Origin of the sequence: Saccharopolyspora spinosa NRRL 18395 (assembly GCF_000194155.1) — a bacterium.
In the GTDB taxonomy this organism is placed as follows: domain Bacteria; phylum Actinomycetota; class Actinomycetes; order Mycobacteriales; family Pseudonocardiaceae; genus Saccharopolyspora; species Saccharopolyspora spinosa.
In genome coordinates, this window is record NZ_GL877878.1 from 2443782 (window position 1) to 2468429 (window position 24648).

At 68.9% G+C, this 24648-nt stretch carries 25 protein-coding genes and 2 pseudogenes; 15 read left to right on the top strand and 12 right to left on the bottom strand.

The genetic code is table 11. The features are described from left to right. Positions 1 to 26 precede the first annotated feature (26 nt). The 8 genes and pseudogenes from SSPN_RS43545 to SSPN_RS50885 form a co-directional block, all read left to right on the top strand. Positions 27 to 1106: a DNA glycosylase AlkZ-like family protein gene (locus SSPN_RS43545; RefSeq protein ID WP_158309560.1), complete on the top strand. Its 1080-nt coding sequence runs from the start codon at positions 27 to 29 to the stop codon at positions 1104 to 1106. Positions 1107 to 1151: 45 nt separating this feature from the next. Beyond that, positions 1152 to 1577, top strand: coding sequence for a peptide-methionine (R)-S-oxide reductase MsrB (gene msrB / locus SSPN_RS0112245; RefSeq protein WP_010694992.1), 426 nt, complete (start codon positions 1152 to 1154; stop codon positions 1575 to 1577). A gap of 1083 nt (positions 1578 to 2660) precedes the next feature. Further along, complete coding sequence (locus tag SSPN_RS0112250) at positions 2661 to 3404, top strand: GntR family transcriptional regulator (protein ID WP_010694993.1); 744 nt, start codon at positions 2661 to 2663, stop codon at positions 3402 to 3404. A 98-nt stretch (positions 3405 to 3502) separates the two neighbouring features. Further along, on the top strand, positions 3503 to 3799 hold the full coding sequence (locus SSPN_RS0112255) for a hypothetical protein (protein WP_010694994.1): 297 nt from the start codon (positions 3503 to 3505) through the stop codon (positions 3797 to 3799). An 882-nt stretch (positions 3800 to 4681) separates the two neighbouring features. Next, a complete protein-coding gene (locus SSPN_RS0112260) occupies positions 4682 to 5392 on the top strand; it encodes a helix-turn-helix domain-containing protein (protein WP_101377239.1) in 711 nt (236 codons plus the stop codon). A 142-nt stretch (positions 5393 to 5534) separates the two neighbouring features. After that, positions 5535 to 5924, top strand: a complete 390-nt coding sequence (locus SSPN_RS0112265; RefSeq protein ID WP_010694996.1) for a hypothetical protein — start codon at positions 5535 to 5537, stop codon at positions 5922 to 5924. A gap of 71 nt (positions 5925 to 5995) precedes the next feature. Next, the gene (locus tag SSPN_RS0112270) at positions 5996 to 6211 is read left to right on the top strand and encodes a DUF397 domain-containing protein (protein ID WP_010694997.1); all 216 of its coding nucleotides are present in this window, start codon (positions 5996 to 5998) and stop codon (positions 6209 to 6211) included. A gap of 193 nt (positions 6212 to 6404) precedes the next feature. Further along, positions 6405 to 6591, top strand: a pseudogene (locus tag SSPN_RS50885) (peptide-methionine (R)-S-oxide reductase); the annotation flags it as partial. A 3-nt stretch (positions 6592 to 6594) separates the two neighbouring features. Here the strand turns inward: SSPN_RS50885 and SSPN_RS43550 are convergent. From SSPN_RS43550 to hemE, 5 genes and pseudogenes are all read right to left on the bottom strand, one after another. Next, positions 6595 to 6924 (bottom strand): PIN domain-containing protein, encoded by a 330-nt coding sequence (locus tag SSPN_RS43550; RefSeq protein WP_272941761.1) that lies wholly within the window; start codon positions 6922 to 6924, stop codon positions 6595 to 6597. 67 nt (positions 6925 to 6991) lie between these two features. Then, a complete protein-coding gene (locus SSPN_RS0112280; protein WP_010694999.1) occupies positions 6992 to 7228 on the bottom strand; it encodes a FitA-like ribbon-helix-helix domain-containing protein in 237 nt (78 codons plus the stop codon). 18 nt (positions 7229 to 7246) lie between these two features. Next, entirely contained in the window at positions 7247 to 7942 is a 696-nt protein-coding gene (hemQ, locus tag SSPN_RS0112285; RefSeq protein ID WP_010695000.1) for a hydrogen peroxide-dependent heme synthase, read from the bottom strand. Positions 7943 to 7946: 4 nt separating this feature from the next. After that, on the bottom strand, positions 7947 to 9383 hold the full coding sequence (hemG, locus tag SSPN_RS0112290) for a protoporphyrinogen oxidase (RefSeq protein WP_010695001.1): 1437 nt from the start codon (positions 9381 to 9383) through the stop codon (positions 7947 to 7949). Further along, a pseudogene (hemE, locus tag SSPN_RS43555) lies at positions 9383 to 10455 on the bottom strand (uroporphyrinogen decarboxylase). The gene hemG and the pseudogene hemE overlap by 1 nt, the downstream one beginning before the upstream one ends. Before the next feature lie 260 nt (positions 10456 to 10715). Here hemE and SSPN_RS0112310 point away from each other — a divergent pair. The 3 genes from SSPN_RS0112310 (at position 10716) to SSPN_RS0112320 (ending at position 13759) form a co-directional block, all read left to right on the top strand. Beyond that, on the top strand, positions 10716 to 11285 hold the full coding sequence (locus SSPN_RS0112310; RefSeq protein ID WP_010695003.1) for a DUF3000 domain-containing protein: 570 nt from the start codon (positions 10716 to 10718) through the stop codon (positions 11283 to 11285). 414 nt (positions 11286 to 11699) lie between these two features. Then, positions 11700 to 12416, top strand: coding sequence for a response regulator (locus SSPN_RS43560; RefSeq protein WP_010695004.1), 717 nt, complete (start codon positions 11700 to 11702; stop codon positions 12414 to 12416). Positions 12417 to 12511: 95 nt separating this feature from the next. Further along, positions 12512 to 13759, top strand: coding sequence for a ribonuclease D (locus tag SSPN_RS0112320; protein WP_010695005.1), 1248 nt, complete (start codon positions 12512 to 12514; stop codon positions 13757 to 13759). A 49-nt stretch (positions 13760 to 13808) separates the two neighbouring features. Here SSPN_RS0112320 and SSPN_RS0112325 read toward each other — a convergent pair whose 3' ends face one another. Both SSPN_RS0112325 and SSPN_RS0112330 read right to left on the bottom strand, forming a co-directional pair. Beyond that, positions 13809 to 14357 (bottom strand): TIGR03086 family metal-binding protein, encoded by a 549-nt coding sequence (locus SSPN_RS0112325; RefSeq protein WP_010695006.1) that lies wholly within the window; start codon positions 14355 to 14357, stop codon positions 13809 to 13811. Positions 14358 to 14406: 49 nt separating this feature from the next. Beyond that, entirely contained in the window at positions 14407 to 15129 is a 723-nt protein-coding gene (locus tag SSPN_RS0112330) for a helix-turn-helix domain-containing protein (RefSeq protein WP_010695007.1), read from the bottom strand. A gap of 171 nt (positions 15130 to 15300) precedes the next feature. On the opposite strand from SSPN_RS0112330, the gene SSPN_RS0112335 reads away from it, so the two are divergent. Beyond that, positions 15301 to 16542, top strand: coding sequence for a thiolase family protein (locus tag SSPN_RS0112335; RefSeq protein ID WP_010695008.1), 1242 nt, complete (start codon positions 15301 to 15303; stop codon positions 16540 to 16542). Continuing rightward, positions 16539 to 18689, top strand: a complete 2151-nt coding sequence (locus SSPN_RS0112340; RefSeq protein ID WP_010695009.1) for a 3-hydroxyacyl-CoA dehydrogenase NAD-binding domain-containing protein — start codon at positions 16539 to 16541, stop codon at positions 18687 to 18689. The genes SSPN_RS0112335 and SSPN_RS0112340 overlap by 4 nt, the downstream gene beginning before the upstream one ends. A gap of 280 nt (positions 18690 to 18969) precedes the next feature. Here SSPN_RS0112340 and SSPN_RS0112345 read toward each other — a convergent pair whose 3' ends face one another. The 5 genes from SSPN_RS0112345 to dxs all read right to left on the bottom strand — a co-directional run bounded on the left by SSPN_RS0112345 (position 18970) and on the right by dxs (position 23604). Then, the gene (locus SSPN_RS0112345) at positions 18970 to 19371 is read right to left on the bottom strand and encodes a type II toxin-antitoxin system VapC family toxin (protein WP_010695010.1); all 402 of its coding nucleotides are present in this window, start codon (positions 19369 to 19371) and stop codon (positions 18970 to 18972) included. After that, positions 19371 to 19661, bottom strand: coding sequence for a type II toxin-antitoxin system Phd/YefM family antitoxin (locus SSPN_RS0112350; protein WP_010695011.1), 291 nt, complete (start codon positions 19659 to 19661; stop codon positions 19371 to 19373). The genes SSPN_RS0112345 and SSPN_RS0112350 overlap by 1 nt, the downstream gene beginning before the upstream one ends. A 23-nt stretch (positions 19662 to 19684) precedes the next feature. Continuing rightward, positions 19685 to 20830 carry a sensor histidine kinase gene (locus SSPN_RS0112355; protein WP_010695012.1) on the bottom strand — a complete coding sequence of 382 codons (1146 nt, stop codon included), beginning with the start codon at positions 20828 to 20830 and terminating at the stop codon, positions 19685 to 19687. Between the two features lie 4 nt (positions 20831 to 20834). Further along, positions 20835 to 21521 (bottom strand): response regulator transcription factor, encoded by a 687-nt coding sequence (locus tag SSPN_RS0112360; RefSeq protein ID WP_029535251.1) that lies wholly within the window; start codon positions 21519 to 21521, stop codon positions 20835 to 20837. A gap of 139 nt (positions 21522 to 21660) precedes the next feature. Further along, on the bottom strand, positions 21661 to 23604 hold the full coding sequence (dxs, locus tag SSPN_RS0112365) for a 1-deoxy-D-xylulose-5-phosphate synthase (protein WP_010695014.1): 1944 nt from the start codon (positions 23602 to 23604) through the stop codon (positions 21661 to 21663). A gap of 230 nt (positions 23605 to 23834) precedes the next feature. On the opposite strand from dxs, the gene SSPN_RS43565 reads away from it, so the two are divergent. Continuing rightward, positions 23835 to 24338 (top strand): YbaB/EbfC family nucleoid-associated protein, encoded by a 504-nt coding sequence (locus SSPN_RS43565; protein WP_010695015.1) that lies wholly within the window; start codon positions 23835 to 23837, stop codon positions 24336 to 24338. After that, entirely contained in the window at positions 24335 to 24637 is a 303-nt protein-coding gene (locus tag SSPN_RS43570; RefSeq protein ID WP_049887591.1) for a WXG100 family type VII secretion target, read from the top strand. The genes SSPN_RS43565 and SSPN_RS43570 overlap by 4 nt, the downstream gene beginning before the upstream one ends. Positions 24638 to 24648 lie beyond the last annotated feature (11 nt).

The window sequence follows — 24648 nt, forward strand, 5'->3', positions numbered from 1 at the left end:
CGCGCCGTTACCCGAATCGAGGTGTGGTGATCGAGATCGACCGAGAACGCGTCCTGGCCTACCGGCACGCCGTGCAGCAGCTGGACCGCTCCGCAACCGGCGCCGAGAAGCTCGCCGTGCTGCCGCTCGGCGTGCAGGACAGCCCGGCAGGATCCGCCCTGCAGTCGGTGCGCACGAGAGTGCCCGAAGCCGAACTCCCCGACTCGCTGGCCCTCGGCTGGTCGGTGCGCGGCAGCGCGCACCTGCACCGCGCCGCGGACCTCCCAGAGCTGGCCGGGCGGCTATACCCGATGTCGGACGCGGACGTGGTGGCCCGAATGCCGATCATGAAGTCGGTCGACGCCCCGCTCGCCGTGTTCGGCAAGACGGTCGCGGCGATGCGCGAGCACTCCCTCGAACCGACGGATCGGGGTTCGCTGAGCGCAGCCGTGACCCGCGACGTCCCGGAGGCCTCGGCGTGGTGCCGGGCCTGCGGTTCGACCCACGTCTTCTACTCGCTGTACCTGCAAACCGGGCTGGCCGCCGGCATCCGGCTCGTCCGCCAATCCGGGCGGCTGCGGATCACAGCGGCCCCGCAGTGGCGCGTCCCGCAGCAGACCGCGCGCTTGGACGTGCTGATCCGGGACGGCCTGCGCCTGCTCGGTCCAAGCTCGATCGCCGACATCGCCGCATTCCTCGGCACCAGCGCCGCAGTGCTGCGGCCGGTCTGGCCGACGGACCTCGTCGAGGTCGCGGTCGACGGCAAGCGCTCGTGGTTCGTGCCGGAAGCCACCGACGCACTCGCCTCACCGCCGTCACCACGCGGCGTTCGGCTGCTGCCGACCGGCGACCCGTTCCTGCAAGCGCGGGACCGCGCGCAGCTGGTGCCCGACCCCGAACACCGCAAAGCGCTTTGGCGGGCGGTCAGCTCCCCCGGGGCGTTGCTCGTCGACGGCGAGATCGTCGGCACCTGGCGGGCCAAGAAGGCGGGCACCAAGCTTATGGTGGACGTGCTGGGCTTCCACTCGCTGACCGGCGCCACGCGCACCGAGGTGGACGCCGAAGCCGAGCAGTTGGCCGCGACCCGCGACGCGAAATCGGCGGTGGTGGCATTCGACTCGATCTGACACCGCACCGGTGCAGTCGATCTTCGGACGGATTAGCGTGGAGGCATGGATCCGCTCCCAGGAACCCCGAAGGTCACCAAAACCGAGCAGGAGTGGCGGGAACAGCTCAGCCCGAACGAGTACGCGGTGCTGCGCCAAGCCGCCACCGAGCCGGCCTGGCAGGGCGAGTACGTCGACACCAAGACGGTCGGGGTCTACGAGTGCCGCGGCTGCGGGGCGGAATTGTTCCGCAGCGACACCAAGTTCGAATCGCACTGCGGCTGGCCGTCGTTCTGGGATCCGACCGGCAGCGACGCGGTGATACTCCGCGAGGACCGGTCGCTCGGCATGGTCCGCACCGAGGTCCTGTGCGCCGCCTGCCACGGACACCTCGGCCACCTGTTCGAGGGCGAGGGTTACGGCACCCCCACCGATCAGCGGTATTGCATCAACTCGATCGCAGTCCGTCTAGTACCAGCGGACGAGGCTTAGAACGCAGAAAGCCCCACGCCAACAAAGACGCGGGGCTCTCAGTACCCGGCGCGGTGGGTCCGGTTGCGGCGTCATGCCGCTCGTCGATCCCGCTACAGCCGCCGTGTCGGGTTGGGTCGGCTTTCCCGTGCCGGGGAGCTGGGTGGATGGTCAGACGACGTCGGGGGGCTTCCGTCGCCTGACCATCCGTGTACCTGGCCAACCTGTCGGTAACGGCGCAGGTACGTGGTTGCGGTGGAAACACCGGTCGGGATCGACTGCGACGTCCCCACCGAGCCAGCGGGCTGAGCGGTCATGTTGACCGTGCAGGCCCAGTGACCAGGGGCGTCCCCACCGAGTCAGAGGGAGAGGTTGTGCAGCGCGGCCAGGAGACGGCACATCATTCCTGGATGCCGGGCCATCGCCTCGCGGTCATCGACCGGTAGCCCGGTCTCGACCAGCGGTAGGTGCCGGGTTTCTTCGACGGGGAGCGCATCGGCCAGGTCTTTTACGCATCCGTACGGTTCGCGGCTCCCGCAACTGGTGCCGACCGCTGCTGGTCTCGGACTCCACCCGCGCGACCAGATAGACGACCGTCAACGCACCCTCGCCGCCACCGGCGTGCCGTGCCGGGGCGCAGTAGAACGTCACCCACACCGCGATGCTCGCCACAGCAGCGAAACCGATCACGCATCCCCAGATGATCATCGAGTTGCCCCGTTTCTGATGTCGGGAATATTGGACCGCCCCCGCGCCCGGATGAACGCGAGACGCGGAGACGGCTGCATGGCTGGTGCGCGGCCCCTGATCCGCTAACAGGCATCTCGGCACCACCGGGAGAGCGCCTGGTCGCTGCGTCGTCGCGTGCCGGAAGTCCTCCGCTGGCGGGCAGATCCAGTAGGCAGCCTCGGGATCTTCGGGCGGGGGCGTAGGTGTGTTGTGAACCAAGGAGGGGCCATCCATTGGAAGCTTCGCTCACACCAGTCGTCTTACTCGTCTGAGACGAGTAAGACTATAAGCTTGTCGCTTGAGTTTCGGCAAGCGGCCAACAAGTGATTTCATGAAGAGCCAGGCAAGACGACCCAGACGTGTGAGAGGTCCCGAATGAATGCGGCAGCCCGCTACAAGGAGATCGCCGAGATTCTTCGAGGCGAGATCGCTTCGGGTGCCTGGGCGGTCGGAGACAAGCTGCCCTCGGAACCCGAGCTAATCCAGCGGTTCGACGCCTCGCGCACGACGGTCCGTCAAGCACTCGCGGAGCTCCGGGATGCCGGGCTGGTGCGAATGCGACACGGGGTCGGGGTGTTCGTGGCATCCCCTCGGGTAGTGAAGAGGCTCGACTCGCGGGAGCGCTTGTCCCGGGCGAGGCGGGAGCGCAACGAAGGGGCGTTCCTAGCAGAGGCGCAGGTCCAGGGCTTCGCCCCGGCGACGTCGGTCCGCGTGTGGTTCGAGCCGGCGCAGGATTTCGCGGAGGTCTTCGGGATGGACGAGACTGCGGAGGTCTGCGTCCGAGACCGAGTCATGACCGCGGACGGACAACCCGTGATGCTCGCTGTCTCCCGGTACCCGCGTGAGATCACCCGCGGAACCGCGGTTGAAGAGGAGGACACCGGTCCCGGTGGTGTGTTTGCCCGGCTGGAAGATCTCGGGTTCCCGGTGACGAACCATGAAGAGATCGTCGGTGCGAAGATGCCGGATGCGAACGAGAAGCAGGCGCTCGGCCTTGGCCGCGGGCCAGTCCTGACGGTCCAGCGGCTTACGTACAGCAACGGGCATCTCGTCGAGGTCAACGACATGGTGATGCCCGCGGAAAGCTACGAGCTTCGGTACGCATGGGATGCGGATTAAGTCGAAGTGTGCCCGCTGTAACACGATCACTACACCGCGCTACGCTGATCGCCGCGGCCCGTGATCACTGGCAACGCGGTCCGGGAAGGACCGAAACGATGCGGCCACTGCCTTCCCCGCTCGAATTCGGCACGTGGGAAACCCTGCCCGAGGACCCTCCCGAGCATCTGCTAGACCTGTCCGACGAGGACGTCAAAGACACGATCCGATGCCGCGACATCCTCAAACAAGAGTGGTCCGGGTACCTGCACTATCCACACGGATTCTGGCCGGACGCCTCGATCAAGCCGGACATCGCGGGGCAAGGCGAGGCCTGGCGCAACTGGCTGCTCCGTCCCGCTTGGGACTCGGTAGCAACCCTGAACGCGCATCTGCGCCGCCAGGCCGGTATCTAGTCACCTGGGTCCACCGCCGATTGGCAATCGGCGCAAAAGTCTCCGTCGCGGTCGGCTGCCCCACCAAACATTTTGCATTCCGCCATGCGATCACCTCCGGCAAGCAGCCTCAGCAGATGATCTTTTTCTCTCGCGCCTGCCGACAGAGTGAAAGGCCCCGGCACGGTGGGATCGGTTGCGGCGCGATGCCGCGCGTCGATCCCATACGGCCATCACGCTGAACCGTCCCGTGCCGGGGGGCTGGACCGAACGGCCCGGTGCCGGTCGGGGGGGACGGGGCCGTCCCCACCGAGTCAGAGGGAGAGGTTGCAGCGCGGCTAGAAGGCGGCGCACCATCCCGGGATGCCGTGCCACTGGGTGTCGCGCCATCGCTTCCCGGTCAGACTCGATTAGTGGCAGGTGCCGGGTTTCCTCGACGGCAAGCTCGTCTGCCAGGTCGCCGCGTAGCTGAACGATCCGCGGCTCCCGCAACTGGTGACGGCCGCTGCTTGTCTCGGCCTCCACCCGTGCGACCAGATAGGCGACCGTCAGCGCACCCTCGCCACTACCGGCGTGCCGTGCAGGGGCGTAGTAGAACGTCACCCACAGGGCGATGCTCGCCACAGCAGCGAGACCGATCACGCATCCCCAGATGATCATCGAGTTGCCCCGTTCCTGATGTCGGCCGGTGAGACCTGGTCCGCGACCAAAATTCGGGCGAATATTGGACCGCCCCCGCGCCCGGATGGACGCGAGACGCGGGGGCGGCTGCCCGGTCCGGTGGGCGCGGCCCGTGATCCGCTAGGGGAATCCCGGTTCACCGGCCGGGCCGTCTTAGAAGTTCCAGTTCCGCGAAGTAGCATCTCGATCACGGCGGGTGGTTGGAAGCATTTGGGGGTCTACATGTCGTCTACAGAGGACCTAGACATCGGTCTTGTCCTTCGCGAGGCTCGGAACGACGTGAAGATGAGCCTCGAAGACATGGCCAAAGCGACGCACTTCGGCAAGTCCACGCTCGGTCATGTGGAGACTGGACGCAGGCGGGCTACTCCAGAGATCATCGAGGCGTACGAGCGAGCCATCCAGGAAGCAGGGGGCGAAGTGTTCAAGCGCGACATCACACACCCAGGTCTCGCCAAAATCCGAGGCGCAAAGCTCGCAAACCTGAGCCGGGCCATTCGCGAGGGAGACCCCGACATCATCGCCAGGGCTCCCACCGCGCACTCGACAGACCTAGCGATCATCCACAAAGCCGACCCAGAAAGCTTCTCCAACATCCGTCGATGGATGTTGGAGGGGGAGACCTCGACCCTTCGAACCAACGCTCTGGCGATCCTGGCGAAGACGCCAGGAGAAGACAACGCGCGGGCCGTGATCGAGGTGCTGGAGACAGACGAGAAGGTTCGGAACCTTTGCCTCACGTCGGAGATTTCCCGCCTCCTCCAACTGGATTGGGGGCAATGCAAGATCCTCGCGCGGGACGTGGCAGCAGTGCCGAACCCGCGCAAGCTGGCCAAGAAGCTAGCTAGGGAAGTCACAGACCCGAACGACACGGAGAGCCGCTGGTGCGGGGTCTACATGCTCCGGGAGCTAACACCCGTTCTAGGCCGCTGACCTTCTCCCAATTGCCCTGCCTGGTCACCTACTGGGCGGGGCTTTCTTGTGCTCTCTGTCACCATGTGCATACCGCGCGCTACGCTGATCGCCGCGGCCCGTGATCACTGGCAACGCGGCGCTGCCGCTGAGAGGACTAGTCATGGATTTTGACGACCTTGGCATACCAGCCGGCCGCGACCCGGAGTATCCAAGTCAGATCTGGGCACCCCCGCACCGGTGTTTGCATCCTTACGAGAGTGTCCACCTGCAAGCCGCGCACTTCCCGGCCGCGATCGAGCAAGCTGTCTTCCGGCTCGACTGCTTCGCCTGCGGAGCGTTTTGGGATCAAACCAACGCGCCCGGGTGGGCCTACGACTATATGGCCCGCATGATCGACGACGGGAAGTTCCAGGTCGTACATCGCGACAAGCTGAGCATCGTCGGTGATGTCAAGTGGGAACAGACGAAGTACGGCAAGATCTTCGATGCGATTACCGGTGACTCGAACCCGATCTTGAGCAGCAAGATCCAGCTGCGGCGACCCGGTTAGCCTATCGATCTCCGAGGAATGCCCGGCTAGCTTGTTGTCTGCGGCCCGTGGTCCAGAGATGGAACACGGAAATGATGAAGCTAGTGGTCAACGGAGCTGAGCTGGGGTTCGTCAAGGCCACCCGGAGTCACATCGATGGTAAGGAGTGCCTGCACGTCGCTGCCGACGGTGACAACGTTCACCTGGTGGAGAGCGACAACAAGGCCGTGATCCTGTCGACCACGCGGGTCAAGTTCGCCGCATTTGTCGACGGCGCAAGGAAGGGCGAGTTCGACTTCGCCTGCTAACACCAGAAACACAAGAAGCCCCCAACCCGAGATGGCGGGTTCTAGCGATCCCCGCAACACCCTGGATTTCAGGGAGTTGCGAGGATCGTGGGTTTTGAGGAGTTGAGGGCGAGGTTCTTCGAGGCCCTGGACCGGGAAAATGGCCGCGTCTCGGGTGCTGCTCGGGCAGTTGGCGTGAACCGTGCGACGGCGTCCGACCGGCAGCGACGCGGTGATCCTCCGCGAGAACCGGTCGCTCGGCGTGGTCCGCACCGAGGTCGTGTGCTCCGCCTGCCACGGCCACTTCGGCCACGTCTTCGAGGGCGAGGGCTACCCCCACCCCCACCGACCAGCGCTACTGCATCAACTCGATCGCAGTCCGCCTCGTTCCGGCGGAGTGACGATCACACGATCACTTCAACCTTGCACGGGAGCTTCCGAGCGCGGGACAGCCTCGCGTCGGCTGTCAGCAGCGGCACGTCCAGGCCAGCAGCCAGCGCCACGTAGAGCGCGGCATAGAACGTGACCGCACCACGCAACTCCCACGCGGCTTGGCTGAGCCGACCTGCGTGGGGATAGCGGTGGTCGACCAAGTCCTTCATGGCGAGGAGCGCAGTCGTCGCGGCTTCCGCCTCGATCTGCCCGCCCAGCTCCTGTCTTCTAAGCACGTTCCCGACCGCTGCGTCGACAAGGTGCGGTGCGTGGCACTCGCCCTGAAGCAGCCGACGGCGCAGCTGCCGGGCCCGTCCGACACGACTGTGGTTGCCAGCACGAGGGCCGAGGCGTCAACGACGAATTCGCTCAACGTCGATCAGCATCCTTTGCCGCGAGGATGCTCTCGACGGTCACCCCGGTGCCGCGATCGTGAGCGAGTGCTGCCTCGACCGCCGCGAGCGCTTCTTCCTTCGTCCGGCGCGATGCCATGCGCACGACTTCATCGCGCATGTACGCGTGCAGCGACATCCCAGCGGAGCGTGCTCGGTTGCGGATCGTCTCGTACGCCTCTTCCGGGATGTCCCGGATCTGAATGGTCGCCATAGCGCGACCTTGTACCCGTCAGGGGAGGCGGGTCACCAGGTCCGGGACGTCGACCCGGTGACCGGTGTAGAACGGGATCTCCTCGCGGACGTGGAGGCGGGCCTCGGTGCCGCGCAGGTGGCGCATCAGATCGACGATCCGGTGCAGCTCGTCCGCCTCGAAGGCCAGGATCCACTCGTAGTCGCCCAGCGCGAACGAGGCCACCGTGTTCGCCCGGACGTCCGGGTAGTCCCGGGCTTCCTTGCCGTGGTCGGCCAGCATCGTGCGGCGCTCGTCGTCCGGCAGCAGATACCACTCGTAGGAGCGCACGAACGGGTACACGCAGATGTACTTGCGCGGCTCCTCGCCCGCCAGGAAGGCCGGGATGTGGCTCTTGTTGAACTCCGCCGGGCGGTGCAGCGCGACGTTGCTCCACACCGGTTCGGATGCCTGCCCCAGCGGGGTCTCCCGGCGGAACCCGGTATAGGCCGCCTGTACTTCCTCGATCCGCTCCGAGTGCCACCAGATCATGTAGTCCGCGTCGGCACGCAGCCCGGAGACGTCGTAGACGCCGCGGACCACGACACCGGACTCGGCCAGCGAGTCCAGGTACTCCTGGGTCTGCTGCGCGGCCTTCTCCCGGTCCTCGGGCAGGGTGCCCTGCTCGATCCGGAAGACCGACCACATGGTGTAGCGGATCGTGTCGTTGAGCTCGTTGTAGTTCAGCCGCGCCATGTTCTCATCGTCCCACTTCGCAGGGACCGGCCCGCAGGAGGTCCCGCGTGACATCGGTCGCTGCCGCCGACCCGGTGGCGATGCAGGCCGGGACGCCGACGCCGTGCAAGGCGGCACCGGCGATCGCCAGCCCCGACACCTCGGCCACGGCGCGTTCGACGTCGGCGATGAGGTCCAGGTGACCCACTCCGTACTGCGGCAGGCCGCCGCCCCAACGCACCACCACGGAGTCCACCGGAACCGCGGAGGTCCCGGTCAGCTCCGCGAAGTCCGCCGCGACCCGGCGCAGCACCTCGGCGTCGTCCAGGCGGAGCTCCGTGGTCTCGCCGAACCGGCCGACCGATCCGCGCACGAGCAGCTCGCCGTCCGCTCCGCGCAGGTGCGGCCACTTTTTGCTGGAGAAGGTGAACGCCTTGGCGGTGAACGGGGTTCCGTCGGCGTGCTGCTCGCCGCGCGCGATCAGCACCCCGGATGCCTCGGGCAGCCGCGTGTCCGGCGGTAGGGCGAGCCCGACCACGACCGAAGACGACAGCTCCACCGCCGCAAGCTTCGCCGCTGCGGCAGGAGCGGCGTCGTCGAGCAGCTTGCGGGCAGCCGATGCGGGCACTGCGAGCACCACGGCGTCGACATCCAGGAACTCCGGGCTGGGCGCGGCACCGATCTCCAGACGCCAGCCGGAGTCGGTTCGTGCCAGCTGCCGCACCGGGAACCCCAGCCGTATTCGGGCGTCGGCGGCGATCAGCAGCCGGTCGATCAGCTCCCGGAAGCCGTAGCGGAAAGCGCCGAAAACCGGTGGTTTGGGCGAGTCTGCCGATTGCCGCGAGGGCAGTGCCGCGGCCGCGGCCGCGGTGATCGACTCCGCTCCGGCGTCGAGCGCCGCGGCCAGCGCCGGAATTGTCGCCCGCAAGCCGAGCAAGTCCGCATTGCACGCGTAGACGCCGCCCAGCAGCGGCTCGACGAGGCGGTCGACGACCTCGTCTCCGACCCGCCCGCGCAGCAGCTCGCCGACTGAGATGTCGGCGCCGCCGAGCCGAACCGGCGGCAGATCCGCCTCCGCCCGGACTGCGGCCACCCCGGCTTCGGAAAGCACGTCCTGCACCGCATCCGCCGAAGCCGGGACGCCCATCACGGTCCCACCGGGCAACCAGCAGGTCCGGCCGCCGGCGCGCACCGTCGCGGACACCGCACCCGGGTGCACGACCTCTTCGGGCCCGCCGAGCTCCTCCGCGAGCTGCCGGACTTCCGCGCGCCGGTCGAGGAAGGCCTCCGCCCCGACGTCGTAGCGGCAACCGGCCAGCTCGACCGTGCGGAGCTTGCCGCCGAGCCGGTCACCCTGCTCCAGCAGCACGATCTCGGCATCCGGCCCCAGCTCGCGACGAAGCCGGTAGGCGGCGGTTAGGCCAGCGATCCCGCCTCCGACGACCGCGACTCGGTGCGCCATCACCGCTCGCTCGCGGCGTGCACCAGCTCAACGACGCGCGTGAGCACCTCGGGGTCGGTGGTGGGCAGCACCCCGTGACCGAGGTTGAAGATGTGCCCGCCGGCGGACTTGCCCTCGCCGAGGATCCGGTGCACCTCGCGCTCGATCGCGCCCCACCCGGCGAACAGCACCGCCGGGTCGAGGTTGCCCTGCACCACCGGCTCGGCCGCGTCCGGCACCGCCGCCCGCAGACGGTTCGCAGCCTCGTCCAGCGGCACCCGCCAGTCCACGCCGACCACGTCGGCACCGGCGGGGCGCCCCTGCCCACCCCGAAGTGGATCTTCGGTACGTCCGCGATCTCCGCAATGCCTGCGAAGATCCGCTGGCTGTGCGGCAGCACGAACTCGCGGTAGTCGCGCAGGGACAAGGCCCCGGCCCAGGAGTCGAAGAGCTGGATCGCATCGACCCCGGCCGCCAACTGCACCTCTAGGAACTCCAGCGTCGTGTCCGCCAGCCGCTCCAGCAGCGCGTGCCAGGTCTGCGGGTCGGAGTGCATCAACGCCTTGGTGCGTTCGTGGTTGCGGCTCGGGCCGCCCTCCACCAGGTAGGAGGCAAGCGTGAACGGGGCGCCGGCGAACCCGATCAGCGGCGTCTCCCCCAGTTCGCGCACCAGCAGTCCGATCGCGTCGGCAACCGGAGCGACCTGCGCCGGGTCCAGCCTCGGCAGCGCGGCGACGTCGGCGGCGGTGCGCACCGGGCTCGACACGACCGGTCCGGTGCCCGCGACGATGTCCAGCCCAATGCCAGCCGCGTAAAGCGGTAGCACGATGTCGCTGAACAGGATCGCGGCGTCCACTCCGTGCCGGCGCACCGGCTGCAACGTGATCTCGCTGGCCAGCTCCGGCGTCAGGCACGCCTGCAGCATCGGCACGCCCCCACGGACCCTGCGGTACTCCGGCAGCGAACGACCCGCCTGCCGCATGAACCAGACCGGGGTGTGCCGGGGGGTACCGCCGCGAGCGGCGACGAGCAGGGGAGCGTCGGCGAGGTCCCGGCGGGCCGAGACCGGCGCGGAGTTCGCGGAATTCGTCATCGAGGTCGCTGTCCGTACGTCGATCGGTGTCCCCGGGACGGCGCCGCGGCGGGCCGGCCGGGCTTGCGCGGCAATCTTCGCACGCCTGCCGCCCGCCCCTGGCCGAGAGCCTGCCGTTGGCCGCTGGCACGCCCTCGCCCTGGAAAGCCAAGCTGTCCGCGCCGCCACGCATAGTCAAGCGCGAAGCTCGCGCATCCCTCTTTCGGCGTGCCTCCGCAACTGCCCGCGTTCGGCCGCCTACAGTCGGCGGCGTGACGGAGATGTCGGCGACGCCCGAAGTCTTCCGGCAGGCTGTTGCCGCGTTGACGTCGTTCCGCCCGCGGGCCGAGATCGAGCTGAGCGAGGTCGGGCCACCAAAGCGCCTGGCGCCCTGGGCGCACGCGCTCGCCGCAGAGGCGAACGGGCCGGCCGGCGAGCTCGCCACCGCTCGACTGGTGCTCCTCTACGACCCGGACGGCCAGGAGGCGTGGGACGGCGTGTTGCGGCTCGTCGTCTACCTGCGTGCCGAGCTCGACCCGGAGCTGGCCACCGACCCACTGCTGCCGGCGGTGGGCTGGTCGTGGCTGACCGACGCACTGGAGGACTCCGGCGCCTCCTGGACCGCCCTTGGCGGCACGGTCACGCTGACCTCATCTGCCAGGTTCGGCGACATCGCGGGCCCGACCCGCAGCCACGATCTGGAACTGCGCGGCTCCTGGACGGCCACCGACGCCCAACTGGAACCGCACGCGGCCGCGTTCCACGAATTGATGGCGAGTGCAGCGGGGTTGCCTCCGGAAGGCGTCTCGATGCTCGGCGGGCGGCCCAGCAGCACAGCTTCGCGAGACTGAATCCGGATCGCCCGATCACCGGCTGTGCCGGTCGACTCCGGCGCGTAAGGTTCGGCGCAACCGATCCCCTCACCCGAGGCGGGCGACACGCCGAAGCGTGATTTCCTTTCGCGAAGACCCGCGAGGCGCCCGAACCATTGATTGCGCAAATTTTTCACAATCCGCGTTCGTATTACGTCGCTTGGCCACGCTCCGCCGTTACGGAGATAGCTCATAGTCACCCAAAAGAGCGATACGATCATGTTCAGGTAACAACTCGATCGGGATAGATACCCGATTGATCGTCCCGCTGACCCGCTTGGGCGGTTACGCTGCCCCCGACGACACCACTTTCGGTCGATCAGTGGCGCGGCTGATTGGTCGAGAGTCCCGGTGCCGGTCGGGGGGCACGACCGACTCCAGGGAGGTAGTGACGTGGCTGCCGTCGGCTTAGGTCAGGCCGCTCGAACCACGCCAGCCGGCACCTTGCCGGCCAACATGGTCCCGCACCCGCGGGAAGAGCTGTTCACGGTGCTCGTGGTGGACGACCATCCGCTGCTCCGGGAGGCAATCGCCGCCCGGCTGCTGCAGATGGGCGCCGGCACGGTGCACGAGGCCGCATCTATGGCCGAAGCCAGGGCTCGCGCCCTGGCGACCGGTCCTTGCGACCTCGCAATTCTCGATCTCGGGCTCCCGGACGGGACCGGCATCGAGCTGGTAACCGAACTCCGGAGCCAGGGCTGGCCACGGATCGTGGTGCTCGCTTCGTCCGATGACCCGTATGCGGTCCGGGCTGCCTTCCAGGCAGGTGCGCAGGCGTACCTGCTGAAGTCGGCCTCGCCGATGGTGGTCACCGACGGCGTGCGCCGCGTGCTCGACGGCGGCGTGTATGCCGATCCCAGCGTGGCGCCGGTGCTTGCCGCCGGTACCCGCGTGCCGGGAACGGACAACACGCCTCGCGAGCTGTCCGGGCGCGAAGTCGAGGTGCTCCAGTTGGTGGCCGACGGCCGATCCAACAAGGAGATCGGTGAGGCCCTGAACCTATCCGCGCTCACGGTGAAGAGCCACCTGTCGCGGATAGGGCGCAAGCTGGGCACCGGCGACCGGGCACAGATGGTTGCGCTGGCCATGCGGGCCGGCGTGATCCGATGACCGGACGCTGACACACCTGCATCGGGCGGTCGCCCCGACGAGCTCGGGTGGAGTGGCCCCACGGCGCGGGCCGAAGCACGTAAGGTCTGGTAGCCGTGGAAGCTGCAAGCCCCGAGACCGTCGGGTCCGACCGCCCGGAGCCGGTGTTGTTGACCGAACCCACCGACGGCGTACCGCCGGTGGTGGACACACCGGCCGCGTTGAACGCGGCCGCGGACGCACTAACTGCGGGGACCGGACCGGTCGCCGTGGACACCGAGCGCGCTTCGGGTTACCGCTACTCGCAACGCGCCTACCTGGTGCAACTCCGCAGAGAAGGCGCCGGCACCGTGCTGGTCGACCCGATCGCGCTGGACGGTGCGCTCGATCCGCTGCTGCCGGCCTTGGCCGACGCGGAGTGGGTGCTGCACGCGGCGTCGCAGGATCTGCCGTGCCTCGCCGAGCTCGACCTGCGTCCGGCGCGCTTGTTCGACACCGAACTGGCTGGCCGGCTCGCCGGGTTCGAGCGCGTGTCGCTCGGTGCGCTCGTGGAGCGCATGCTCGGCTACCGGCTGGAGAAGGGCCACAGTGCGGCGGACTGGTCTCGCCGACCACTCCCCCAGGACTGGCTGGTGTACGCCGCGCTGGATGTGGAGCTGCTGACCGCCCTGCGTGACGCGATGCGCGACGAGCTGGAGCGGCAGGGCAAGCTCGACTGGGCGCACGAGGAGTTCGAGGCGGTCCGCACCGCCGCGCCCGCCCCGCCGCGTGCCGAGCCTTGGCGCCGCACGTCTGGCATTCACCGGGTGCGCAGTCCTCGACAGCTGGCGGCCGTTCGAGCCCTGTGGGAGACCCGGGACAACGTCGCGCGGGATCGCGATCTCGCGCCGGGACGCGTGCTGCCGGACTCCTCGATCGTGCAGGCCGCGCAGGCCAACCCGAAGACCGAGGCCGACCTCGTAGCCCTGCCGGTGTTCGGCGGGCGTCAGCAGCGGCGCCGGGCCGCGATGTGGTTGCAGGCCCTGCGGGCGGCGCGCCGGCTGGAGAACGACGAGCTGCCGGCCGCAGCCTCACCGCACGAGGGCCCGCCCCCGACGAACCGCTGGGCCGACCGGGATCCGGCGGCCGCGGCGCGGCTGTCCGCGGCGCGTTCGGCGCTGTCGAAGATCGCCGAGCGCAACAACCTGCCAGTGGAGAACCTGCTGCTCCCCGACCTGGTCCGGCGGACCTGCTGGACCCCGCCGGAGGACCGCAGCGCCGACGACGTGGCCGAGCTGCTGCGCGACAAGGGCGCCCGCGAGTGGCAGATCAACCTCACGGCCGAGGACCTGAGCAAGGCTCTCCACGCGACGGCCACGGACTGACGTTCGCCGTGCGGCGGTTCCACGCGGAGCCGCCGCACGGGATCGTCGACTACGGATTGCGGCCGAGGAAGGCGAGCAGGCGGTCCTGCTCGGGCGCGTCGTCGGCGATGCGGACCTCGGGGCCACAGACGCCCGTGTGCCGGATGTTGTCCCCGAGGGCGAGAGCATCGGCGTAAACCCTCGTCACCTCGTCCGCTGGCAGCCTCTCATCCCCTCCGGTGGCCCTGGCGATGTCCCATCCGTGCACGAGCAGGTCGAAGCACAGGAACCGGTCGATCGTCGCCTCGGCCGTGGTGCGGCCGAACATCCCGTCGTACTCCTGCCGCGCCCGCTGCGGATCGTCGACCAGTGCTTGGAGTGCGTCGCGGGCCTCCGACCACGCTCCCAACGGGTCATCGTCGACGACCTTCGCCAAGGTGACCGTCAAACCCGCCCAGCTGGGGATTTCGCGGTGCAGATCAATGACGTGGCGCAGGACGTCCAACGCGGTCCAGCCTTCGCAGGGGGACTGCGCCGCCCACATGTCAGCCGGCACCGCCCCGACTCGGCGGGTGAACTCGGCAGCCAGCGCTCGGTACCGCTCGGAGGTTTCGCTCATGCCCTCAGCCTGGTCTATTACGAGCCGCCTGTCGTGTACGGATCGGACTTCAGCGGCCGACGAGCGCGCCCGGGCTGCTCCGGGCGATCTCCCGGCAGTCGCGCGAAAGGTGTGGCTGGTCGGTGTAGCCGGCGGCCACCGCCAGCGTTGCCAGATCGATCGGGGCGCCAGGATGCCTTGCCATGCGCAGGAACCGTTGCAGCCGGAGGATTCGGCGCAGCATCGAGGGCCCGTAGCCGAACGCCCGAACGCATCGCCGGTTCAGCTGGCGCGCGCAGAGGCCGGTGGCCTCGGCCATCTCGGCGACCGTCGTCCGGCTGTCGTGCACGAGCATTCGCCGGACGGTCTCGGCAGCGGAGTCCTCCGGAGCTGCCGCCCCGAGCCATTCGCGAGCGTGGTCTTGGAGGACGCGAAGCCGGCTCCGCTGGTCTTCGGCGGCGCCGATCTGGTCACCGAGGAGCCGTTGGGGGCGGGAGCCGAGCACGTCGTCGAGGGACGCCCGCCTGTTGCGCAGCTCGGCGGTGTCGAAGTCGAGAACACTGCCCGCCCGCCCCGCGCGGAATCGCACGCCTACCGCCTCGGTGCCCGGCGGCAGCGCGAACGACCACGCCGATGTTTCCGGGCCGCAAACGCGGATCACGCCCGTACTGATCCACAGCACGTCGACGCAACCGTCCGGCACGATCGTCGCGGCGCCCGCCACGTCCGCAGTCCAACCGGTCACGAGGTCCGAAGCCAAGTCCGGTGCCACCGCCGAAGGCACGTACAGCACGGGGTCAGCCTAGAAGTGGCCACCGACGGCGGCGCTGATCAGGATGTGAGACAGCCGACACGGTCTACCCGTGTGGTTACCGGTGGGTAATAAGCGCTAGAGTGCGGCTACCGCCGGTAGAGACCGTTTGATCCGGTCGGCATCATCCACCAAGCCAGTGAGGAGCACGCCGTGGCCGCACCTGCGTCGGTACCCGCCGACAGCCGCAGCCGCCAAGCGGTTCGGGACGTGGTCTTCGTCGACGGCGTACGCACGCCGTTCGGCAAGGCCGGTTCGAAGGGCCAGTACGCCCAGACCCGCGCCGACGACATGGTCGTCAAGGTCATCCGGGAGCTGCTGCGGCGGCACCCGGAACTGCCTGCGGAGCGCATCGACGAGGTCGCCATCGCCGCCACCACCCAGATCGGCGACCAGGGTCTGACCATCGGCCGCAGCGCGGCGCTGCTGGCCGGGCTGCCCAAGTCGGTCCCCGGCTTCGCCATCGACCGGATGTGCGCCGGCGCCATGACGGCGGTGACCACCGTGTCCAGCGGCATCGCCTTCGGCGCCTACGACGTGGCGATCGCCGGCGGGGTCGAGCACATGGGCAACCACCCGATGGGCGAGGGCATCGACCCCAACCCGCGCTTCGTCTCCGACAAGGTCGTCGACCCGTCGGCGCTGATCATGGGCTCGACCGCGGAGAACCTGCACGACCGGTTCCCGACGCTGACCAAGAAGCGCACCGACGCCTACGCGGCCCTCAGCCAGCAGCGCTACGACGAGGCGCTGCGGGCCGGGAAGATCACGCCTGACCTGGTCGCGGTGTCCACCCGCTCCAAGCGGGGCTGGGGCCTGGCCACCGCCGACGAGCCGCCGCGCCCGGGCACCACGGTCGAAGCGCTGAGCGGCCTGAGGACGCCGTTCCGGCCGCACGGCCGGGTCACCCCGGGCAACGCGGCAGGCCTCAACGACGGCGCGACGGGCTGCCTGCTGGCCGACGCGGACACCGCCGCCGAGCTCGGCCTGCCGGTCGGGATGCGGCTGGTCGGCTACGCCTTCGCCGGCGTGGAGCCGGAGGTGATGGGCGTCGGGCCGGTGCCCGCCACGGAGCGGGCGCTACAGCGCGCCGGGCTGACCATCGACGACATCGGCCTCTTCGAGATCAACGAGGCCTTCGCGGTGCAGGTGCTGGCGTTCCTGGAGCACTTCGGCATCGCCGACGACGATCCGCGGGTCAACCCGTGGGGCGGCGCGATCGCCTGCGGCCACCCGCTGGCGTCCTCCGGTGTGCGGCTGATGATCCAGCTGTCCCGGCACTTCGCCGAGCACCCCGAGGTGCGCTACGGCATCACGACCATGTGCATCGGCTTCGGCATGGGCGGAACGGTCATCTGGGAGAACCCGAACTACAACGCAGGAGGCGCGCGGTGACGACGGATTTCGCGACGCTGTTCCCCGACGAAGTGGTGACCAAGGCGTTCACCAGGCTCGTCGACGTGCCCGGCCTGGCCGGCAAGCTGGCGCTGATCACCATCGACAACGACCACGACCACACCCGGCCGTCCACCTTCGGCCCGGGTGGCCTGGCCAGCCTGAACAACGCGCTGGACGAGGCGTTCGCCGCCGAACCCGCGGCCATCGCGGTCACCGGCAAGCCGTTCGTGTTCGCCGTGGGCGCGGACCTTTCCGGCATCGGGCGGATCACCGAGCGGGAGCACGCCCACCAGATCGCCCAGGCCGGGCACGACGTGTACCGCCGGCTCACCGAGTCGAGGATCCCGACCTTCGCGTTCGTCAACGGCGCGACGCTCGGCGGCGGCCTGGAGCTGGCGCTGTCCTGCCACTACCGGACGGTGTCGGCGAACGCGGGCGCGATCGCGTTCCCGGAGTGCTTCCTGGGCCTGTTCCCGGGCTGGGGCGGCACCCAGCTGCTGCCGAACCTGATCGGGCCGGACGCCGCGGTGACGGTGACCATCGAGAACGCGCTCAGCCAGAACCGGATGCTCAACCCTACGAAGGCCCGTCAGCTGGGCATCTTCGACGAGCTGCTGGAGAGCCCGGACTTCCTGGAGGAGTCCGTGCGCTGGGCGGTCCGGGTGGTCAACGGCGAGCAGGCCGTGACCCGCCGGGAGATCGACCGCGGCAAGGCCTGGGACGACGCCGTCGCCCGCGCCAAGGACATCGTCGAGTCCCGCACCCAAGGCGCCTCCCCTGCGGTGACCAAGGCAGTCGAACTGATCGAGCTGGCCCGGGGCAACGACCTCGACGCGGGCTACGCCGCCGAGACCGAGGCGCTGACCGACGCGCTGATGTCCGACGAGCTGCGCTCCGGGCTCTACTCCTTCGACCTGACCCAGAAGCGCGCCAAGCGGCCCGCCGGGGCGCCCGACAAGTCGTTGGCGCGCAACGTCACCAAGGTCGGCGTGGTCGGCGCCGGGCTGATGGCCGGTCAGCTGGCGCTGCTGTTCGTGCGCCGCCTGGAGGTGCCGGTGGTGATCACCGACGTCGACCAGGAGCGCATCGACCGCGGCGTGGGCTACATCCACGGCGAGATCGACAAGCTCGCCGCCAAGGGCCGCCTGTCGCCGGACGCGGTGAACCGGCTCAAGGCGCTGGTCACCGGCTCGCCGGACAAGAAGGCGTTCGCCGATGCCGACTTCGTCATCGAAGCCGTCTTCGAGGAGATGTCGGTCAAGCAGCAGGTGTTCGCCGAGCTGGAGGAGCACGTCTCCCCCGAGGCGATCCTGGCCACCAACACCTCGTCGCTGTCGATCACCGAGATGGGTTCGAAGCTGAAGAACCCGGAGCGGGTAGTCGGCTTCCACTTCTTCAACCCGGTCGCGGTGCTGCCGCTGCTGGAGGTGGTGCGCGGCGAGCAGACCGACGATGCCGCGCTGGCGACCGCGTTCAAGATCGGCAAGCAGCTGAAGAAGTCGTGCGTGCTGGTCAAGGACGCGCCTGCGTTCGTGGTGAACCGGCTGCTGACCAGGTTCATGGGCGAGGTCATCGCGGCCATCGACGAGGGCACGCCGTTCGACGTGGCCGACAACGCGCTGGAGCCGCTGGGCCTGCCCATGACCCCGATGGTGCTCCTGCAGCTGGTCGGCCCGGCGGTCGCCCAGCACGTCAACGAAACGATGCACGCGGCCTACCCGGACCGGTTCGGGCTCAGCGGCAACATGCAGCGGTTCGTCGACGCTCGCAAGACCGCGGTGTGGATCACCGACGAGTCCAAAGAGTCAGCGGAGCGAAGCGCCTCCGTGGAGGGCGGCGGCCGGGCGTCGGGCGGGCAGGTCGTGGACCCCGAGGTCGCGGCGCTGTGGGCGCAGGGCGACAAGCCCTCGACGTCCGAGCAGGTCCGCGAGCGGGCGCTGAACGCGCTGGCCGAGGAGATCCGGATCATGCTCGACGAGGGCGTGGTCGCGGAGGCGCAGGACATCGACCTGTGCATGCTCCTCGGCGCGGGCTGGCCGTTCTGGCTGGGCGGCATCACGCCGTACCTGGACCGCGCGGGCATCGCGGAGAAGGTCACCGGCAAGCGCTTCCTCGCCCCGGGAGTGGCCTCCGTCCAGGCCTGATCACGTGCGAGAGGGGCGGGGCTGCGACAACGCTACCGCCCCTCTCGCGTGCGTGAAGTCCAGTCCGTGCGTTTGCCATGATGAGCGGACGCGGTCGCCGCGGCCACGAACATCGGCAGTGTCAGGAAGAGCTGTGTGAAGGGAGTTGGACTGCTACGACCAGGCCGCCGATTGGGACGGGTTCCACCCAGACTCGGCTGTGGCGGGCCATCGCCGCTGCTTGGACTGGCGACAGGCCCAAGCCCGCTCCGTTCCGGGCGGGTCACAGCTTTCGCGTCGTTCAAACCGTTCCTGGTTGTGCGACTGGCAATCCAACATCTTCAGCCGCCTTGTGGAGACGATGGTCGTAGGTCACGAATGCCGTCAGGTGCGAACCGAAGATCGCATGTGCCGTCGCAAGGTGAATCGCGTCGATTGAACACAACAGGACGTCTTGGTACGCAGCGGCCGTAGCTCGTACCACGTCGTCAATGTCGTAGACGCCGATCCTCTTCAGAACGGCGGGGACGGCGCTGAGCAAGTTCGGCTCGTACCGTCGTAGTGCCCGCGGAACCTCCACCTCGACGAGCGCAGATGCGACCAGCGGTACATTCGGCTGTTGCTCCAACCAATCCGCCAGAGCGTCGCTTTCTCGTTCTCGCCTTACCAGCTTGATGAGCGCAGCGCTGTCGAGGTAGATCACTAGTAGCGCTCCGCATCCCGTAGCTCACGGATGAGCGCGCCCGCGTCCACGTCAGTTCGAACAGGGCCGAGTGGCCGAGGCATAGACCCCTCCAGAGTCGGCGGGCGGAACTTCCCAGAAGCGATCAGCTCGCCGAGAGGGTGGGGATGCGCAGGAATGATCCTGGCGATGATGGCACCGCGCTCGGTGATGTCGATTTCCTCGCCGCGCTTGACTCTGGCCAGGACACTCGACGTCTCCTGGTTCAGCATGCGGACGGGCACCTCGCTCATGACGAGAGTGTAGAACATCAATGTTCTACATGTCATCCAGGTCACGGCGCGGCGGGGAGTTGGATCGTCACCGAGAGGCCTCCGGCTGGAAGGGATTCCGCCCGGACTCGACCGTGGTGGGCCTTCGCCGCTGCTTGGACGATCGACAGGCCCAGGCCCGCTCCGTTCCGGGCCGTTCGTTGGACTCCTGCGCGGCGGAACGGCTCGAAGAGGGATTCCACTTGTTCCGCCGGGATTCTCGGCCCCGACGACGCCACCCGCAGGGTTGTCCACTGTGGATCACTGCTGGCGCTGATCTCCACCCAACCACCGTCGATGTTGTGCCGCACCGCGTTCTCCAGCAGGTTGCCCGCGACGCGCTCCAGCAGCGCCGGATCGCCGACGGCGAACGCCGGTTCCGCACAACACTTGATGCGCAGTCCGCGCTGCCGCGCCTCGTGCTCCACCGCGCGCAGAGCGCGGCCCACGAGCCCAGTGAGGTCCACCGGCTCCCGCACCGCCAACTCCGCACCTTCGGTGCGGGCCAACAGGAGCAGGGCCTCCACCAGCCGCTCCGCGCGCGCCGTCGCCTCCCGGACCACATCGGCCATCCGGCGCAGCTCCGCCTCGTCGGCGTCGGGGTCCGACAGCGTGACGTCGAGCTCCGTGCGGATCACCGACAACGGCGTGCGCAGCTCGTGACTCGCGTTGGCGACGAACCTGCGCTGCGAGTCGAACGCCGCTTGCAGCCGGTCGAGCATCGCGTCGAAGGTGTCGGCCAGCTGGGCGACCTCGTCGCGCGGACCGGTCAACTCGATCCGTTCGTCCAAGGACTCGGCGGACAACCGGCGCGCGGCATCGGTCACGTCGTGCAGCGGTCGCAGCACCCGGCCGGTCACCGTCCACGCCAGCAGCGCGGCCGCCAGCACCACGGCGACGAAGGCGAACCCGCCGATCAGCAGGACCTGCTGCCGTGCGGAGTCGCGCAACGCCTCGCCGAGCAGTTCCGCAGGCACATCCACGCCGTGCACCCGGACCGGTGTTCCCGCAGGCAACCGGGGCACTGCGGCCACCACGTTGCCGACCAGCACCCATCCCAGCCACAGCAACAGCCCGCTGACCGCGGCGACCAGCGCCGTCGCCAGCAGGGTGAGCCGCCATCGCAGGCCCGGACCGCGGCGGGTGATCGATCGGGCGGCCCCGCACATCGGCTCAGTCCCGGGCGTGCTCGGCGCGGCTGGCCGACGGCACCCGGTAGCCGGAACCGACCACGGTTTCGATGATGCTCGGCTCCCCCAGCTTCTTGCGCAGCGTCATCATCGTGACCCGCACCGTCGTGGTGAACGGGTCGGCGTTCTCGTCCCACACCCGTTCCAGCAGTTCCTCGGAGCTGACCACGGCGCCGCCTGCCGACAGCAGCACCTCAAGCACGCCGAACTCCTTGCGGGTCAGCTCGACCTCGCCGTCCCCGCGGTGCACGGTGCGCCGCGCGGAATCCAGCGCCAACTCCAGCGCGGTCAGCAGCGGCGGTTGCGCCGGAGTGGCGCGACGCCCCAGCGCCCGGACCCGGGCGATCAGCTCCGCGAACGCGAACGGCTTGGCCAGGTAGTCGTCGGCTCCCAGGGACAGCCCGGCGACGCGGTCCTCGACCGCGCCGCTGGCGGTGAGCATCAGCACCCGGGTCAGCTCGCCGGAGGACACCAGCCGACTGCACAGCTCGTCACCGGACATGCCCGGCAGGTCCCGGTCGAGCACCAGCACGTCGTACCGGGTGATCGATGCCTTCTCCTGGCCGCTTTCGCCGTCGTAGGCGACGTCCACGGCCATGCCTTCCCGGCGCAATCCGCGAACTATCGCATCGGCCAACGGCTTCTCGTCCTCGACGACCAGGATTCGCACACGTTCACCCTGCCACAGCAGCCAGGCCGCAACTTCAATGGAAATCACGGCGTGTTATCCACAGGCTCCGGCATGTCGGGCACCCGACACACCGACCGGGTGCGATTTCAATGGAAATCGGACCTTCGACTCTTCGGCGTCAGCCGTTCGCCGCTTCCGGGCGCTCGTTGTCGGCCGCGACACGCAGCGACACGCGGGACCCGCGCTGGTTGGCGACCCACTCGGTGATGCGCCGGGCGATGCCCTGCTCGGTCAGCCCCAGCTCGGAAAGCACCTCGTCGCGCGACTTGTGGGTCAGGAACTGGTTCGGCACCGCCAGATCGCGCATCGGTACGTCGTCCAGCTCCGCGTCGCGCAGCGCCGCCGCCAGCGCCCAGCCGAAGCCGCCGTGCCGCCCGCAGTCCTCCAGAGTGACCACCAGACGGTGCTGCTCGGCCAGCTCGACGATCTGCCCCGGCACCGGCACCACCCAGCGCGGATCGACCACGGTGACCCCGATGCCCTGCGCCGAGAGCCGCTCCGCCGCGGCCACCGCCACCTCCGCGAACGCACCAACCGCGACGAGCAGCACGTCGTTGCTCTCACCGGCGGTCGCGCGGCGCAGCACGTCCACCCCGCCGACCCGCTCCACGGCCGGGACCTCCTCGATCACCGAGCCCTTGGAGAACCGGACCACGGTCGGCCCGTCGTCGACGGCGACCGCCTCGCGCAGCTCCTCGCGCAGCGTCACCGCGTCGCGCGGCGCTGCGACCTGGATACCCGGGATCAGGCCGAGGATCGACAGGTCCCACATGCCGTTGTGGCTGGCTCCGTCGTCGCCGGTGATCCCGGAGCGGTCCAGGGTCACCGTGACCGGCTGCTTGTGCAGCGCCACGTCCATCAGCAGCTGGTCGAACGCGCGGTTCAGGAACGTCGAGTACACCGCGAACACCGGGTGCAAGCCGCCCATCGCCAGCCCCGCCGCCGAAGTCATGCCGTGCTGTTCGGCGATGCCCACGTCGATGCAGCGGTCGGGGTAGGCCTCGCCGAACTTCTTCAGCCCGGTCGGGCCGAGCATCGCGGCGGTGATGGCCACCACGTCCGGGCGCTCGGCTCCGATTCGCACCAGCTCCTCGGCGTAGACGTCGGTCCAGCTCTTCGGGGCCGGCTTGGTCGGCAGCCCCGTCTCCGGGTCGATCACCTTGACCTGGTGCATCTGCTCGGCCTGGTCGTTCTCGGCCGGGGCGAACCCGTTGCCCTTGCGGGTCACCGCGTGCACGATCACCGGGCCGCCGAAGGACTTGGCCATCTGCAGCGCGTGCTCCATCGCGCGCAGGTCGTGGCCGTCGACCGGGCCCAGGTACTTGATGCCGAGATCGGAGAACATCACCTGCGGGCTAATCGCGTCCTTGATGCCGCTCTTGGCCGCGTGCAGGCCGGTGTAGAGCGAGCGCCCGACCACCGGGAGGTTGCGCAGCGTGCGGCGGCCGCTCTCCAGCGCCTTCTCGTAACTGGGGTTCAAGCGCAGCGCGGCGAGATGCTCGGCGAGGCCGCCGATCGTCGGCGAGTAGGACCGGCCGTTGTCGTTGACCAGGATCACCACCGGGCGCTCCTGGTCGGCGGCGATGTTGTTCAGCGCCTCCCAGCACATGCCGCCGGTGAGCGCGCCGTCGCCGACGACCGCCACCGCGTGCCGCGACTCGCCGCTGAGCTGGAAGGACCGGGCCAGGCCGTCGGCGTAGGACAGCGCCGTCGAGGCGTGGCTGTTCTCCACCAGGTCGTGGTCACTCTCGGTGCGCGACGGGTAGCCGGAGAGGCCATCGCGCTTGCGCAGCCGGTCGAAGCCGTCCTGCCGACCGGTGATGATCTTGTGTACGTACGCCTGGTGACCGGTGTCGAACACAATGGCGTCCTGTGGCGAGTCGAACACCCGGTGGACGGCCAGGGTCAGCTCAACCGCGCCAAGATTCGGTCCCAGATGCCCACCGGTGCGGGACACCTTCTCGATCAGGAAGTGCCTGATCTCCGAGGCCAGTTGCACCAGCTCAGCGTGCTTAAGTCGCTTGACGTCGGCCGGACTGTGCACGGACCCCAGCAGCGTCACCGTTCCACCTCACTTGTCGTGCCGGTCGGTTCATTCGCACGCTGGGGCCGGCTGGCTGCCTGGCTCCGCCGCGATGCATAGCTCGCCTCAGTCTACGGAGCGGGCTGCCGACGGCCCGGTGTGGTGTGTGACGGAACGCGGAGCGATCCGAAATCAGGGGCCCACACGTTCGTGTTCCGCCGAACGGCCGATGTTGCTAGCGTTCGGCGGATCATCCCAGGAGGGCCGAAATGACCAATTCAGAAGGCCGAAAAGCCGAGCTGGAGGCGCGCAACGCAGCAATGCGCGAGCAGGTGTCGTCGCTGCTGGAAGGCTTGCAGCGGCAGACCTCGCAGTTGCAGGAGGCGCAGGCGGCGGCGATGGCGGCGACCGGCGAGGCGACCTCCTCGGACGGGCTGGCGACCGTGCACGTCAACGCTGTGGGCATTGTCACCGACGTCCAGATCTCGCCATCGGCGTTCAAGTCCAGCACGCCGGAGAAACTGGCCCGGAGCTTCCTGCAGGCCGCGCAGGCGGCGGCACAGGACGCGCGCGCCAAGGCCGACGACGCGATGGCCCCGTTGCAGGAGGACGTGCCCGACCTGCCCGACTTCTTCCCAGGCGCCCCGTCGCTGAAGGACCTGGTCCCCGCTCCGCCGGAACCGACGACCCCGCCGGTTTCGCCCAACCCGCCCGAGAACGACGACTGGGACGACTTCGAACCCCGGTCCGGTTTCCGAAAGGACCCGTGGTGACCGGATTCGACGTGCGCCCCGAGGCGTTGCGCGGCGCCTCCCCGCAATTCGACGGCGCGGCGGACAAGCTGCAGGCGGCGCTGGACAAGCTCAACGGGGTGCTCCAGGCGGAAGGCGAGTGCTGGGGCAACGACGAGGCCGGGCAGGAGTTCGCCAAGGACTACAAGCCCGGCTCGCAGTCGGCCACCGATGCCTTCACCGGACTGACCGGCGCCCTGCACCAAATCCGGGGCGAGCTCGACAACACCGCGAAGACCTGGGAAACCGACGACACCAACAACGCGGACAGCTTCCGCTGAACACGGAGAAT